This is a genomic window from Burkholderia sp. AU33803 (genome assembly GCF_002223095.1).
GTDB lineage: Bacteria > Pseudomonadota > Gammaproteobacteria > Burkholderiales > Burkholderiaceae > Burkholderia.
On the sequence record NZ_NKFJ01000008.1, the window covers coordinates 656,361 to 671,173 of the forward strand.

Below are 14,813 nucleotides of genomic sequence, written 5' to 3' on the forward strand. Positions count from 1 at the left end.
CGGTTGACTCACTGGTCTGCGTTGGCCCGATTCGGGGTACCGGAAATGCGTCCGTGCGGTCGTGTTGCGCATTATATGGATACGTTTCCGGAAGTCACGCCGTTCGCGCTCGTTGGCTGGAATCGGGGCCGTTTTCCGTGCTGCGATTGCCCCGGCGGCACCGATCGACGCCCGACACGGGGCATTCCGCCTCGGGACGTCGAACGCGATCCCGCCGCACCGGTGCGTCTCGGCCCCGGCTGCGATTTTGCATCCCGGGCAGCGGCGTCGGCTGCGTGCGAATCGACGATCACGGCGATGGAGCGGCGCAAGTGCCGTACCCGTTCGACAGCACCGGTGCCTCAACACGACTCGTTGCGTCCGCACCCATCCCGTGGCGCACGAAGAGGCCGAAAAGTGCGTAGTATGGCCGGATCGATGTCGTCGGCAGCGTGCGTCGGCCCGTTTCGCCGCGCCCGACCGGCGAGCCGCCGACATCCCGCTTGCCTGCAAAAGAACGAACCGGTTGCACGAAACGGAGCACAGAGATGGTTCCCCCAAACGACATCCCGCACGAAGGCATCACGCGCGAGGAAATTCACCATCGGCAAATCGACATGCGCGGCTATCGGCGCAGCGACGGCCGGTTCGAAGTAACGGCCTGCCTCGCGGACCGCAAAACCTTTGATTTCACGCCGCCGGGCGGCACACGCACGGTGGCTGCGCTGTCGCCGATCCACGACCTCGGCGTGACGCTGGTCTTCGACGCCGACATGGTCGTGCGCGCCGTGTCCACGTTCCTCCGGTCGCATCCGTATGCGCAGTGCCCGGGCGGCGGCGACTCGCTGCAGGCGCTCGTCGGATTGAGCATCGGCGCGGGCTGGAACAGCGAGATTCGCAAGCGCCTGCCGTCCTGCGATACGTGCACGCACCTGAAGGAGTTGCTCGGCCCGATCGCCACCACGGCCTATCAGACGATGGTCGGCATGCGGAAGTCGTCGCTCGAGGCGCGCGACAGCGACGGAAAACCGCTCAAGATCGACAGCTGCCATGCCTATGGCGCATCGCGCGATCTCGTGAAACGTCTTTGGCCCGAATATCACCGGCCTTCCGAGGCGGCAAAGGGCAGCTAAGGGCCGGGCATTCGGCCAGTCCCGCGCACCATACGGTCGTTGCCGCTCGAGGACGCGCACGTCGCATGCATGATCGTGCGTCGACCGGCCATCGCAGTTGCAGCGCCGGCGATCAAAAAACGCCCAGTGAGAGCCCCGCTGCAAGCCCGGCGCCCAATTCCGCGCAGCGCGCGAGATCGTCGCCGTCGATCGTCTTCGCCGCGAGGATGCGTTCCGGCGTCTGCGCGTGGGTACAGACGATCAGGCCCGGCGCCACGTTCTTCAACCGCCATCCGGTCGCGATCCGGTCGATCTGGCGCAGCGCGTTCTGCCCATCGCTTCCCGCGCAGATCATCACCGCATACGGGCGGCCGTTCACGCGATCGAGCGCCGCGTAGTAGCAGCGGTCGAAGAAATCCTTCATCAGCCCGGACATTGCCGCGAGATTCTCCGGCGTTGCGAACAGATAGGCGTCGGCGGCCAGTACGTCGTCCGCGCTCGTCGCATCGGCGCGCAGCAGCCTCACGTCGACGCCGGTTTGCTCGCGCGCAGCGCCGGCGGCCGCTTCGGCCATCTGTTGCGTGCCTCCGGTCATCGTGTGATAGACGATCAACAGCGTCTTCATTCGTCGTGACTCACGTTCGGTTTCAGGTGCGCTGACGGCTTCGCCGATTTCCGCGGAATGGCCAGAGGTCCGATGAGGCAACCCAGTGTTCGCAGCCGAGGATCTGCCGACTTGCCCGTTCGCCGGTGCGAGGCACGCATCGATCATGCGCGTTGCGCCAGGTTCGATTCGCGCAAGTTCGACCGGATACACATACGGTCAGTCCGTTACGCCGCGCGATGCGTCGGCATGTTCCGGCTGCGCGTAGTACGCGAGAAACATGTCGGCGGCGGATTCAACGACTTTTTGTTGCTCCGGCTCCGCGAGCGGCGGCTGGCCCATCGTTATCTGTGGCCAGAACGCGAATGCTTTCACGACACCGTGCAACTGATGCGCGGCAAATACGGGATCGGTGACGGACAGGCGTCCGGCCGCCGCGGCCGTCCGCACCCAGACCGTCATGTCTTCCTCGCGTTCGCCGAGGCGCTCGACCATGTCACGCGCACGTTCCGGCGAATGGATCGCCGCGCCGATCGCGACGCGTGCGAGCGACAGAAATGCCTCGTCGCTGAGCAGGCGCATTTTGCGATCCAGCAATGCGAGCAATTGCTCGCGCAGCGGCACATCGGCACGATAGATTGGCGCACTGCCTGTCCGCGTCGCATCCCACAATTTTTGCAGGATGGCGGCGAACAGCGCTTCCTTGCCCGGGAAGTGGTTATAGACCGTGCGCTTCGACACGTCCGCACGCGCAGCGATGCGGTCCATGCTGGTCGCGTCGTAACCGGACGCGAGAAATTCCTCGATGGCCGCATCGACGATGGCCGCGCGCTTTCGATCGGTCAGGCGCTGAGGGGGAGTACTGGGATCCATTCAGAAATTTTACACCGGGTAGTTTACTTATCCCAGAAATAAACTACACTGTTTAGTGTACTTTATCTTCCGGACGAACCGACATGGCATCGCCTCTCGTTTTGATTCATCGCATTCTGGGTTTGGCGGCCGCCCGGCGCGGCCGCGCGCTGTCCGGCGGCTCGCCGCAGCACAATGGCGAGCGCTTCAGCAATGTCGCGCCCCGTCCGGTCGAGGGGTTGGGCAAAACGCTCGGGATCGCCTGGAACATGTTGTTCAACAAGCCGCGCAATACCGTGCCCACAGGGCTGTTACCCGTCGATTCGTTGACGCGCGCGGCGCTCGACGCGGCCCCCGATCGCAGCCTGTACCGGCTTGGCCATTCGACGCTGCTGCTCAAGCTGCGCGGCGAATTCTGGCTGACCGATCCCGTGTTTGCCGAGCGCGCGTCGCCGTTTCGGCGCGTCGGCCCGAAGCGCTTTCATGCGCCGCCGATCGCGCTTGAAGATCTCCCGCCGCTGCGCGGCGTGATCCTGTCGCACGATCACTACGATCATCTCGACCGTGACACGGTGCTCGCGCTTGCGGCCACCACCGGCGTGTTCGTGACGACGCTGGGGGTCGGCGACCGCCTGATCGAATGGGGCATCGACGCGAAGAAAGTTCGCCAGCTCGACTGGTGGCAAAGCGTCGACGTAGCCGGCCTGACGTTGACCGCGACCCCTGCCCAGCACTTTTCCGGACGCAGCCTGTTCGACGGCAACAGCACGCTGTGGGCGTCCTGGGTGATCGTCGACGACGACTTGCGCGTGTTCTTCAGCGGCGACACCGGTTACTTCGACGGTTTCCGGACGATCGGCGAGCGCCTCGGGCCGTTCGATGTCACGCTGATCGAAACAGGCGCATACGACGCGCAATGGCCGTATGTGCACATGCAGCCGGAAGAGACCGTGCAGGCGCACATCGATTTGCGCGGACGCTGGCTGGTCCCGATTCACAACGGCACGTTCGATCTCGCGATGCATCGCTGGCAGGAGCCGTTCGAGCGCGTCACGGCACTGGCGATCGTGCGAGGCGTCGATCTGTCGACGCCCAGGATGGGCGAGCGCCTCGCACTCGACGAACCGCATCGCGGCGAGCGGTGGTGGCGCACGGTCGACGAGCGCGTGACGTCGGTTGCGACGAAATCGCGCCGCTGGACGCTTTGCGCGTCGCAGGCCACGAAGTAGAACCCGCCGATCGTCGGCCATTTTTTCCTCGGAGCGCGGCAAGGCCGCGACTCCGGCAGGCGCGTTGCCGGCGTACCCGCACATCGACGGGAGGCGACAACGCAGCCGATGAACTGCATGGTCGAGCCGAGCTTCGGTCTCGTCGTCCAGGGCACGATGCGGCCCACTCAGAGCGGCGACGTGTATCTCTGCGACGCCAACCGCTTTCTGATCACGTCCCTCGACTTGCCCGGTTCGACACAGGTCATCGAAGCCAGCCGCGAAAGGCTATTTCTCGGAATCGGGCTCAAGCTTGATTTTCGCGTCACGGCTGAACTGATGGCGCTGGTCGCAGCGGATCACGAGGAAACCCCGGCAGGCCGCGGCCTCGTCGTCGGCGATATGAACGAACTGCTCTACGACGCGGTGAACCGCTTGCTGGCGTTGCTGGATGACCCGAACGCCATCGCAGTTCTCGCTCCGTACGTCGAGCGGGAAATCTATTACCCGCTGTTGACGAGCGACCAGGGTGCCCTTCTGCGTCAGATTGCGTCCGCCGGCAGTCAGGACAACCGTGTGCCGCGGGCGATCCAGCGGTTGCGGACCCATTACGACGAGTCGCTTCGGGTCGACGATCTGGCGGCGCAGGTATCCGAGGAATGCTTGTGTCGCCCCTTCACGCGTGAAGGGGCGACACACTTGAGCCGAGCGCAGCGAGATGCGCACTTGTTGCCAACTCCGGATTGATTGCTCGACAGCCCTCCGCGAATTCAAACTAAGTATCGAGCGGTGCGTGGGCGCCTCGCGGCGTCGGACCTGTATCCGCAATCGCATGTGTTCATCGGCTAGAGGCAAGTCGTCTCATATCGAGTTCATGAACTGATGAGGACTATGCCGTCTCCGCAACCAAGTCGTCTTAGTACCCTCCGGACGCTCGTCCATAAACGCTCCAGCGCTTGGAGTCTCGCGCCACGCTGCGAACCCTCGATTTGCGCGGTGAGAGTGTGCGTTGTCACGTGACAACTCTCGCAGCTAGATCCGCGCAGGCGCCTAAGAAGGCGCTCGATGCCCTGCCCAGATGCATCTGATTCGCCTCAGTTCGGCTTATCTCGGCATCAAAATCGACCGGCTACGTTTTAAATACAACATTTTACGTATCATTAACTACACAATGACCCGTATTCGCACCGCCTCTGGCTCGAGTGATGCGAATTCACCATTCGCCCCTATTTACGGGGCTGATCTCGGTGATTTTGCGTGAAACAACATGAAGAATATAGCGCAACCCATTGCCAGATAAGGATTTCCGCGAACACCGAATTTCTGGAAAATGTTTCACGATCCGGCCCGTTTGAGTTGTTATGTGGTCATCCATCGAGTTCGCTGCAAATCTGAGCCTCATTTGCATAGCTGCAGCGCCGAAGCTCTCGGCTGCACTAGTCACGCAACTCAGGGATCCCCGCGGCAAAGCCCTAACCCCTCCCCTTCCGAACAGCACACTCTCTATGGCGGACAGATCATCCTGAATAAATGGGGTCATATCGACGACGCCCATTATACTCATTTGTGGGCACAACGCAGCAAGCTGACCGGCGTCTTCCTTGTCGCACGCGATCGCAAATAGTCAGCGATGTAGTCCTCGGTGTCTGCAGACCTATTGATGATAAGGCTCTTCAACATAGGCGCCCCGCGCGATATGCGGCGCGTCCCGCCGCTTCGACACGCAATCTCCCCGATACAACACTTCAGTTGTCACGTGACAACGCCCCAGCCAGTTCACCCGAGAAACTGCATGTCGCGACGGGACCGCAATGCGAATCTCTTCTTTGTCGATCCATACGCTCATGCTCTATGAAGTCCGATGAGAAGTCGTCCCGGAGGCGATTCGGCACCGACGCGACTTCCCGCTCTGAACCGATTGTCACGTGACAACTCATCGCGTCAGACGCAGTCATGCCCAAACCAAAATCCAGATTTCGAGCGTCGAATGATCTCCCCATAGCCTTAGGTGCAATCGAAGGAGAGATGACCTGGCGCCGGATTATGTCGAGAAGGAGCAAATCCCTGCTACTTGTCACGTGACAACCAAGTTTCCCTTGCGACGGCCATGAACCGACTAACGAAAATCGAGGTGATTTTTACCGCAAACACCACGACCTCCAGCGCCCAGTCTCCATTTGCCAACGCAGCCATTGACATTGAGATTGAGATTCATCGAATTTCTTCTCAGTCCCCGGACGTACTTTTCAATTTCGGTCGTCAATTTTATTTTTACTCGACCGTCAATCACGACTGAGTCATTAGCCATTCGGCCCACTTGTCACGTGACAACCGCATCGATCCTTAAGACATACACCGCGTCGAAGGCTTTTCTGGACATTTTTGCAATAACTGCATATATTACGCAAAACTCCGTGGAGGAATTTAATGGCTTTCAAGATCGCCGTCAGTAATCAAAAAGGTGGGACTGGAAAGACAACCATCTCCGTCAATATCGCCGCTGCATTCGAAGCCGGTGGCAACAAGGTCGCGCTGATCGATGCCGACCCTCAAGGCACGTCGGTCCGGTGGGTGACGAGCGGCGAGAACACGCTGCCGATGACGGTTCTCTCTCTGGCCCCTGCCGGTCGCGGCATCGGCGGCGAGATCAAGAAGCAGGACGCGAACTTCGACGTGATCGTGGTCGACTGCCCCGGCAACCTCGAAGACCCGCGAATCGCCTCCGTACTCGAGGTCGCCGACTTCTGCCTCGTGCCGCTGTCACCGTCGCCGGCCGATCTCTACAGCACGGTCGCGATGATCCGCATGATCGAGTCGATGCGATCCGTCCGTAACCCAAATCTTTCTTCCGCATTAATGCTGAATAGCGTTAATGGAAAAACTAAAATGCGTGAAGAAATTTTAAAAATTCTAAGGGCTGAAGAAATAGGGGAGCATCTGCTCGACAGCCAGATCGCGCAGCGCGAGGTCTACCGTCAGACGTTTGCGCTCGGCACCACGATCCATCACCACAATCGCTATCTGAAGGGCCTGAAAGAAGCCCGTGCAGAAATCGAAAAGCTGGTCACGGAAATGGCCCAATACATCGCGTCGACGCGCGCTACCGGAGCCGCCCATGGCTAAGGACACATCGAAAGACAAGAAGCCGACCGGCAACCTGCATCTCGCAGCCGGCCTGTTGCGCGGACTCGCGCAGGAGAATGCGGCACTCGAAACGCGGCTGCCCGAACCGGCGGCCGCACCGAACGTCGTCGGCGAAACGGCGCCCGCCGTCGGGCCGGCCGCGGCCACGCCGGCCAGCGCACCGGATCTTGGCGCGCCTCAGAAGGTATTGGTCAAGGATTGCATTCCGAACCCGTTCAACCCGCGCGTGTTCTACTCGGAGTCGAGCCTGCACGAGCTCGCCCTGACGCTGAAACGGGAAGGGCAGATCGAGCCGATCAAGGTTACGCGGCTCCCGGAGTTTCCCGGCAAGCTCGTGGTGATCGACGGGCAACGCCGGCTCCGCGCGACGAGCATCAACGGCGATGAAACCATCAACGCCACGTTCCGCACGGATCACACGCCTGAGCAGCTCTACACGATCGCGTATCGCGCGAACCACGACCACGAACGCCAGACGATCTTCGACGATGCGGTCGCGTGGAAGCGTCTCCTCGACGAGAAAGTCTTTTCCGACCAGAACACGCTGGCGGAAAAGATCGGCAAGGACAAGGCATCGATCAGCAAGACGCTGTCGCTCAACGCACTCCCGAACACACTCCTGGAACGGATGGCGAGCGCGAACGACGTGGTCGGCCTGCAGGCGGCGTACTTCCTGAAGCTGATCTTCGAACGCCTGGGCGAGCCGACTGCCGACCGGCTGCTAACGGCCGTGATCGACCGGAAAAAATCGGTTCGTGATCTGGAGAATTTCCTGCGTGCGCAAAGCGACGGCAGCAAGAAAGCGGGACGTACGCGTTACAGCGTTCGCCATGACTTCGCGCTCGAATCGCGAGCGATCGGCCAGTTGAAAACCTATCCGGACGGGCGTCTGGATCTGCAACTCAAGGGCGTCGACGCATCGCATCAGGAAGCGCTCGCCGACAAGCTCAAGACCGTCATCGACGCGTACGTTGCCGAACTGGCAACGACCACTCAACAGTAACGCGCGAAAGGCAGAAGGCCTCGCATCCGCGTTGCACCACGAAGCCGGACGACAACGTCCGGCGCGCGACGCACATCCGGCTGCGAGGCCTGGTTCAGTTGCCGGCGAGACTGCTTTTCAGCAGGAATTCCAGCAAGTCGTCCGAGGTCGGTTCGCCCCACGTATCCAGCGCGAGCCATCGGAAGAAGCTGGTCTGCGCGAGCTTGCTCGCCTTCTTCTTCGGCGACAGCGTCAGGTCCTTCGAGCCTGCCACCGTCTCGTTGTAACGCTCGATCAGCTTGGTCTGGTCGTCGATCTCCAGTTCGCGGAAATACGCGCCGGCTTCCTCGACCTTCGCCGCCAGATATTTGTCGCGAATCTGTTCCTGCTTGCTCTGCGCGGATTCCTTCGCCGGAGCCGCCGCCTCCGTTCCCTGCCCGTCGGACAGCGTGTAGCCGTGCGTCAGCGCCTTGCGGAAATACGCGGCCACGTTGTCGACCGGGGCCGCATTCTTCTTCGTAGTCCGATTGAGCGTATAGGCGATCGCCGCCTTGATGCGCTGCACGCCATATTGCGTGATCAGCCGGCGCGCTTCCGAGCGCGGGATGCCGAACTTCGCGACCTCCTCGACCAGCGCTTCATTCTTGACGTCGCCATCCTCCACCGTATCGGTGCTCTGCTTGCGCGTCACCTTGAACTGAACCGCCTCCACGCTTCGGCCGGACTTGTGTTCGATCAACTCGAGCGTGTGATCCGAAACTTCGTTCACCTCCTGAATGCACGGCACCAGGACCTTGCTCTTGAACAGCTTGTATTCCTTGTACGACTGCGACGCCTTGTCCTGGCCGAGAATGAGGTCACGAAATTTCGGCAGCGGGATCTTCGCGGTGATGCCGATCCCCTCGTAGCGCACCGTGTTTTCCCACAACGCGAGCGAGTGCGACCGCCGGAACTCGCGGGCGATCCGCATATCGATCAGTGCGTAGATCTCGGGGTTGAGCAACTCGCTGCGAATCTGGTCGGAGAAGCTGTACTTCAGCACCGATTGCTCGAGCTCCGCGCCGGCGAGCAGGCCCGACGCTTTCCAGACGGTCGACCGATCCGCGGCCAGATAGTCCCAGTTGACGACGGTACTGATCAGCGAGTTGACCGTGTCCTTCACGTACTTCGTATTGTTGCTGTTCAACCCGCTCTCGTGCGAAAGCGACGCAAGCGAAATCGAGAAGCTCGTCCGGCCTGGCTCGAAGGCCTCCTGTCGAAGCGCGTTCTTGATCAGCGAGCTGAACATCTTGCGCTGCTGCAGGCCGATCTTTCCGGACTTGGGCGCGATATGAATCGCCTGGACCGCCTTGCGCAGCAAGTCGGGAGGCTCGGGTGTCTGAAACAGTGAAACCTGTTTGTCTGAGCCTTTGCTTGCGGGCTTGCGCGGCATCGTAATGTCCGGATAAGGTGACCTTGTTGAGAGCGGACTTTATACCTTTTCCCGCCGAGGAGCAACGTCCTTGTTCCGGCTTTACTTGCACTGTCTCCGCTAACCTCCCGATATAAAAGGAAAATTCTCAATCAGAAGATTTGTGCGGGACCCCATATCCAGCTACCTTTCGACAAAAATGCTTCCCACAAGCCGCTACCTTTCATGCCCGGACGTGGAAACCCGGCATGAGATTTGCCCTTGGCAAGGTAACCATCCATGGGAAGCAAATGTGGAGAATCGGGATCGTTGGGTGAATTCGTGGTGCTCCGCAGCACAGACCAGGTTTCTTCCCATAACTGGCTACCTTCACCGATTCCCACAGGAGGGTACCTTTCGACAGGTTCCGGCTGCGATGCCTGCGCTGATTTCAGCCTTGAAGGCAACCATCGCTCCCATAAACGGCAACCCATTGTTTTCCCCATAAAAGGTTACCTGTCTGTCCCATCGATCCTGTCCGTAGGAGCGTGCCGCAGGAAATCCTTGAGAAAGGCAATCGAGCCGCCCCAAATGTGACCCATAACTGGCTACCTTTGAGGAGCCCCATAACCGGCTACCCGAGAAAAATCACTGTACGACCCTGCGTTCACGGATCCCAAAAGGCGCCCCATAAAAGGCTACCCAGCGACATCCCCATAGACGACTACCCAATGCGTTTCCGGGCCGATTTCCCATAACCGGGTACGCTCGCCCCATATCCACAACCCCGATCCCCCACAACGCGGTACCCGAATCCCCAAATCCACAGACCTTAACTCCCAAGCCCTTACACCTGTGCTCCCATAAATGGGTACCGAACACCCCTCAAACCCTTGTCAGATAAGGCTGTGAGCCGTCTAAAAGTAGTTAAAGAAGTAAACGTGGTTTACAAAAGATGTAAACACACGTGTGCTTCCACAGAAAGACGAACCCCATAAACCGCTACCAATGGGAGCCGTCTATGGTGTCCCTGGCATCTCAACCCCTCGATTCGCGCCTGGAAACAATGACTTGGCACCCTGTTCTACACAGGCTTCAGGCCCGACAAGGCTTCCAAAAGAGGTGAGTACACACTCACATGAGCCTGAAACGTAGAAACTTATGGGAGAAAAACGGTGGAAACGCCCCGTTTCCACGTACAGGTTCCCATTTATGGGATCCAAAAAGCGGCTCCGTGACCGCCACTGCGTCCGTTGTCGACCCGAAAAGCAGATCAGCGATCCGGAAACACCAATCTCGCTGGTTTCGTTCACAGCAGTTTGAAATCATCCGGGACGGCAGCTGAAGGGTTTTTTGCACTCGTGCTTCGCTGTCCATGGACAAGTTTTTCCGTTCGCCCGCGCGCGTCTCTCGTCAAATTTAGCCTGTGGACCGTGTACGGAGGAAACAGGTGTCGTTCGCTTGTCTGCCTCGGCGGTCTTCCAACTTTCTACCTTTGGCGCCATCAACCGAATTTCGATGCTGTGCGCCACGGTCACAAGGAGAGGCCCTGGAACGGCTTCCCGCAGATGAACCGGGTGGATCGCACTGTCGGCACGCGTCGCCGGCTCCTGGGTCGATCCAGGGCACGCCGCGAACCAACGTGAAGATGTGGGCAACCAAGAAGCTCACCGCAATCGAATTCGAGCGATGATCCCGAACATGCTCACCTTCCGACAGTTTTGAATCCTGTAAAAGCTCACCAATCAGGCAAGGCCACAGGAATCGACATGCTGTGCAGGCACCGTCACCCGTCTGGGACGCCGGGCAACCCAAGCTGCGGAATGAAAAGCCTGTGACTCGCGCAACGTGCGCGATGCGTTCCTGAGCAGAATCGGACGGCTCACAAGCGTTGCCGCGACATCGCAACCCAACGTGCCACGGTCACCAGACGAGCGCAGCGACATGGGTGCCGCACTGTCGGCGCAGCCGTGAAGCGAATCCCGCCGTTGCCTTCACCGCACGAAATGAGTTCACACCATTCGTCATACGGACCACAGGACCACGCGGTGACGCGTTGTACCGGCTCAGGTAACGCTCGGCATCACAGTGCGGCGATTGGTTGCCGGATCGCGAATGCTGTGCGCCGTGGAGATGCAATCGTGCATACCTTGATCGCTGCAAAACCGAATCGTGGCCGTTTATGGGAGGAACCGCCGCTTGAGCCGCATCGATTGGCAACACAGCACACAGTTCGCCTGCTGATGCTGTGATCGCGACTGGCCTGATAACAGTCACATCAGGCGCGAGCATGCCGGCAACACCACCTGTGAAACAGTCGTGGATAACTCGCCTCGCATGGTACCGCGCGTACATGGTCCATCCTCCGCGCTGAATCGCGGCTCCATCGACCGCTTCCTGTCGCCGCCGTAGCGCGATCGGCACACGCATCGCTCCATGCGACACAGTTCGTCCTGTCCGTGACCGTCGACCGGTATCCACGTTTTCTCCCATACGTGTATCCCCAACTCCGTTCTCACGTTGGCGCCACATTTTTCGCGGCGCGGTTATGATGCACAGGTCCCGAACGCGGCATGACAACCGATCGGGGCAGGGGCGGTATCTCGATGGTCTTTCAATCCGTGATAAACCAGAAAAGAGAGTTCAGCGATGCAAATCCAGATCAGAAAACTCACGCTGGCTGCTACCGCAGCCGCGTTCCTGTTCGGCTCGGCAGTTCCTGCGTTCGCGCAGACCGACGCCAGCGCACCCGCGGCACAGGACGCGAAGGCAGCGAAGAGCCAGGCACGCAAGGCGGCCCGGGCTCAACGCAAGGCAGAGCACAAGGCAGCGCGTGCGAAGAACAACGCCGAGCTGAAGAAACTCGAAGACGCCGGTTACAAGCCCGCGGCCAATGATCCGAACTATCCGCAGAACCTGCAGAACGCGGAGAAGAAAGCCGCCGGCGCTAGCCAGTAAGCGCCGTCCGGCGGCAAGCCACGGTTCGATCCGCGGCTTGCCGCGTGCGTCGCGGCTCCGCGGCGCACATCGAATACAGCATTCCCGGCATCGACGAAGGCAAACGCGATGCAGGCGCCTGCGTTATTTGTTTCGCATTCCTGTCTGTCTTGGCGCGCGCTTCGCACACCGACGCAGTCAATTCCGCACGCCCGGCGCGGCCGTATTTCCCGCCACCTTCAACCAGTCCTTGAATGCCCGCACCGCATCGTCGTTCGCGCGTGCCGAGGCCACGTACGTGAAGTAGCGCCACGGCGGCAGTGCCGGTTCGCTGAACGGCTGTACCAGCCGCCCCTCTGCGATGTCGTCTGCGACGAGCGCGATCGGACCCATCGCGACGCCGAGCCCGTCGAGTGCGCCTTGCAGCGTCAGGTAGAAATGCTCGAGCGTGAGCGAGTGGCGCGGCACGAGATTCGGCTGTCCGGCTGCCGCGAGCCATTCAGGCCACATGCCGGGATAGGTGGCAGCGTGCAGCAGCGTGAAGGCCGCCAGATCGGCAGGCGTATGCAACGGCCGGCCCTCTAGCAGCTTCGGCGCACACACCGGCAGCCGGACTTCGGACAGGAATTCCTCGGCAACGTAACCGTCGATGGCCTGCGGGCCGCCGCGAACGATCAGGTCGACCTTATCGCGCAGTTTGTCGATCGGCTCGTTCGACGTCGACAGCCGCACCTCGATGGCCGGATGGGCGACCTGGAACGACGACAGCTTCGGCACCAGCCAGCGCAACGAAAACGTCGCAGGCGCGCTTACGCGCAACACGCGCTGCTGCGCGTGCCCGAAATGCTGCGCGGTGGCGAGCGCGATCCGGTCGAACGACGCGCCGACCTCGGCGAGATACGCGCGACCCGAGTCGGTCAGCTCGACCCGCCGGTTATGGCGCTCGAACAGCGGCCGCCCGAGCCAGGCTTCCAGCTGTTGTACGTGCCGGCTGATCGCGCCGTGGGTCACGCACAGTTCGTCCGCGGCCAGCGTGAAGCTGCCGAGACGCGCGGCGGCTTCGAACGCGCGCAGCGAATTCAGCGGAGGGAGTCGTCGGGCCATTGCATCTTTCGTGTGATATTTACTCACACAATGGTTCAGGTTTAATCGTTTGATCGGGTGCTCAAGCTCCGCCAATATGGCACACAAACGGCCGGCTCGGCCGAACGATTGTCTGAATTTCTCACATGGAGAGCGGAGCATGCCGAACGTGGTGGTCGTGGGCGCCCAATGGGGCGACGAAGGTAAGGGGCGCGTCGTGGACTGGCTGGCGGCACAGGCCGATCTCGTCGCACGCTACAACGGCGGCCACAACGCGGGTCATACGCTGGTCGTGGGCGGCAAGACGTACAAGCTTGCGCTGCTGCCGAGCGGTGTCGTGCGCGGCAAGCGCGGCGTGATCGGCAACGGCGTGGCGCTCGATCCGGAAGCGCTGCTCGCGGAAATCGGGCGGATGGCCGAGCTCGGGCTGTCGGTGACGCCGGACAACCTGTCGATCGCCGAGAACGCAACGCTGGTGCTGCCGATCCACCGCGCGATCGACCAGGCTCAGGAGCGTCTGCGCCGCGAGCCGATCGGCACCACGCTGCGCGGGATCGGCCCGGCCTACGAGGACAAGGTCGGGCGTCGCGGGCTGCGGGTCGGCGATCTCGCGGAACCAGGCCAGCTCGCCGCCAAACTGGATGTGCTCGTCGACCATCACAACGCGTGGTTCCGTGGCCTGGGGCTCGACGAGTATTCCCGTGACGCGATGCTGGCGACGCTGGTCGACCTTGCGCCGCGGATCCTGCCGTTCGTGCGCCCCGTCTGGGCCGATCTCAACGACGCGACCGACCGCGGCGAGCGCATCCTGTTCGAAGGGTCCCAAGCCGTGATGCTGGACATCGACTGGGGCACGTACCCGTTCGTGACGTCGTCCGGCACCGTTGCCTCGGCGGCGGCGGCCGGTACCGGGCTTGGTGCGTCGAAGCTCGGCCACGTGCTGGGCGTCACGAAGGCGTATGCGACGCGGGTCGGCGGCGGCCCGTTCCTCACCGAGCTGTCCGACGCGACCGGCGAAACGCTGCGTGCGCGCGGGCAGGAGTTCGGCGTGAATACCGGCCGGCCGCGCCGCTGCGGATGGCTCGACGCCGCGCAATTGCGTCAGGCCGTCAGGATCTCCGGCATCGATTCGCTGGCGCTCACCAAGCTCGACGTGCTCGACGGTTTCGAGTCGATCGAGCTGTGCGTCGGCTACGAACTCGATGGCGTGCGGGTCGATCACCTGCCGGCGAGCCTCGATGCCCAGTCGCGAGCGAAACCCGTGTACGAGCGGTTCGACGGCTGGCGCGGCACCGTGAAGGGGGTACGTGAACGTGCGGCGCTCCCGCGCGCCGCGCAGGATTTCATTGCGCGCGTCGAAGCGGTCGCCGGCGCACCGGTATCGATGATCACGACCGGCGCGGAGCGCGACGACACGATCGTGTTGCGTCATCCGTTCGATGCGGCCGCCGCGGCCTGATACGTCGTACATGCCGTGAATCGCGTGGCGGCATCGGGGTTGGCGGGTAGTTTTTGCCGATCC

Annotated in this window: 11 protein-coding genes; 7 read left to right on the forward strand and 4 right to left on the reverse strand. The window is 61.4% G+C overall.

Features of this window, described 5'->3' with window-relative positions:
• The first annotated feature begins 527 nt into the window (after positions 1-527).
• Positions 528-1,112 (forward strand): DUF2889 domain-containing protein, encoded by a 585-nt coding sequence (locus CFB41_RS34425; protein ID WP_089444608.1) that lies wholly within the window; start codon positions 528-530, stop codon positions 1,110-1,112.
• Between the two features lie 112 nt (positions 1,113-1,224).
• Here the strand turns inward: CFB41_RS34425 and CFB41_RS34430 are convergent, their stop codons facing one another.
• Positions 1,225-1,716 carry a flavodoxin family protein gene (locus tag CFB41_RS34430; RefSeq protein WP_089459703.1) on the reverse strand — a complete coding sequence of 164 codons (492 nt, stop codon included), beginning with the start codon at positions 1,714-1,716 and terminating at the stop codon, positions 1,225-1,227.
• A 198-nt stretch (positions 1,717-1,914) separates the two neighbouring features.
• Entirely contained in the window at positions 1,915-2,568 is a 654-nt protein-coding gene (locus CFB41_RS34435) for a TetR/AcrR family transcriptional regulator (RefSeq protein WP_089459704.1), read from the reverse strand.
• 83 nt (positions 2,569-2,651) lie between these two features.
• On the opposite strand from CFB41_RS34435, the gene CFB41_RS34440 reads away from it, so the two are divergent.
• From CFB41_RS34440 to CFB41_RS34455, 4 genes are all read left to right on the forward strand, one after another.
• Positions 2,652-3,776, forward strand: a complete 1,125-nt coding sequence (locus CFB41_RS34440; RefSeq protein ID WP_089459705.1) for an MBL fold metallo-hydrolase — start codon at positions 2,652-2,654, stop codon at positions 3,774-3,776.
• A 9-nt stretch (positions 3,777-3,785) separates the two neighbouring features.
• Positions 3,786-4,502, forward strand: coding sequence for an AraC family transcriptional regulator (locus tag CFB41_RS34445; RefSeq protein ID WP_256941366.1), 717 nt, complete (start codon positions 3,786-3,788; stop codon positions 4,500-4,502).
• Between the two features lie 1,680 nt (positions 4,503-6,182).
• Positions 6,183-6,878 carry a ParA family protein gene (locus CFB41_RS34450; RefSeq protein ID WP_011350423.1) on the forward strand — a complete coding sequence of 232 codons (696 nt, stop codon included), beginning with the start codon at positions 6,183-6,185 and terminating at the stop codon, positions 6,876-6,878.
• On the forward strand, positions 6,871-7,902 hold the full coding sequence (locus CFB41_RS34455; protein ID WP_089444612.1) for a ParB/RepB/Spo0J family partition protein: 1,032 nt from the start codon (positions 6,871-6,873) through the stop codon (positions 7,900-7,902). The genes CFB41_RS34450 and CFB41_RS34455 overlap by 8 nt, the downstream gene beginning before the upstream one ends.
• A gap of 94 nt (positions 7,903-7,996) precedes the next feature.
• Here the strand turns inward: CFB41_RS34455 and CFB41_RS34460 are convergent, their stop codons facing one another.
• Positions 7,997-9,313, reverse strand: coding sequence for a replication initiation protein (locus CFB41_RS34460; RefSeq protein WP_039369202.1), 1,317 nt, complete (start codon positions 9,311-9,313; stop codon positions 7,997-7,999).
• 2,607 nt (positions 9,314-11,920) lie between these two features.
• Between CFB41_RS34460 and CFB41_RS34465 the strand changes: the two genes are divergently transcribed.
• Positions 11,921-12,229, forward strand: a complete 309-nt coding sequence (locus tag CFB41_RS34465; protein WP_046547226.1) for a hypothetical protein — start codon at positions 11,921-11,923, stop codon at positions 12,227-12,229.
• 177 nt (positions 12,230-12,406) lie between these two features.
• Here the strand turns inward: CFB41_RS34465 and gcvA are convergent, their stop codons facing one another.
• The gene (gene gcvA / locus CFB41_RS34470; protein ID WP_089444614.1) at positions 12,407-13,312 is read right to left on the reverse strand and encodes a transcriptional regulator GcvA; all 906 of its coding nucleotides are present in this window, start codon (positions 13,310-13,312) and stop codon (positions 12,407-12,409) included.
• A gap of 139 nt (positions 13,313-13,451) precedes the next feature.
• Between gcvA and CFB41_RS34475 the strand changes: the two genes are divergently transcribed.
• Positions 13,452-14,750: an adenylosuccinate synthase gene (locus CFB41_RS34475; RefSeq protein ID WP_089459706.1), complete on the forward strand. Its 1,299-nt coding sequence runs from the start codon at positions 13,452-13,454 to the stop codon at positions 14,748-14,750.
• Positions 14,751-14,813: the final 63 nt, after the last annotated feature.

Excerpts from the sequence above, each read along its gene's own strand:
- CFB41_RS34425 (WP_089444608.1), top strand. The coding sequence starts at position 528 with ATGGTTCCCCCAAACGACATCCCGCACGAAGGCATCACGCGCGAGGAA.
- CFB41_RS34430 (WP_089459703.1), bottom strand. The coding sequence starts at position 1,716 with ATGAAGACGCTGTTGATCGTCTATCACACGATGACCGGAGGCACGCAA.
- CFB41_RS34440 (WP_089459705.1), top strand. The coding sequence starts at position 2,652 with ATGGCATCGCCTCTCGTTTTGATTCATCGCATTCTGGGTTTGGCGGCC.
- gcvA (WP_089444614.1), bottom strand. The coding sequence starts at position 13,312 with ATGGCCCGACGACTCCCTCCGCTGAATTCGCTGCGCGCGTTCGAAGCC.
- CFB41_RS34455 (WP_089444612.1), top strand. The coding sequence starts at position 6,871 with ATGGCTAAGGACACATCGAAAGACAAGAAGCCGACCGGCAACCTGCAT.
- CFB41_RS34465 (WP_046547226.1), top strand. The coding sequence starts at position 11,921 with ATGCAAATCCAGATCAGAAAACTCACGCTGGCTGCTACCGCAGCCGCG.
- CFB41_RS34450 (WP_011350423.1), top strand. The coding sequence starts at position 6,183 with ATGGCTTTCAAGATCGCCGTCAGTAATCAAAAAGGTGGGACTGGAAAG.
- CFB41_RS34475 (WP_089459706.1), top strand. The coding sequence starts at position 13,452 with ATGCCGAACGTGGTGGTCGTGGGCGCCCAATGGGGCGACGAAGGTAAG.
- CFB41_RS34460 (WP_039369202.1), bottom strand. The coding sequence starts at position 9,313 with ATGCCGCGCAAGCCCGCAAGCAAAGGCTCAGACAAACAGGTTTCACTG.
- CFB41_RS34435 (WP_089459704.1), bottom strand. The coding sequence starts at position 2,568 with ATGGATCCCAGTACTCCCCCTCAGCGCCTGACCGATCGAAAGCGCGCG.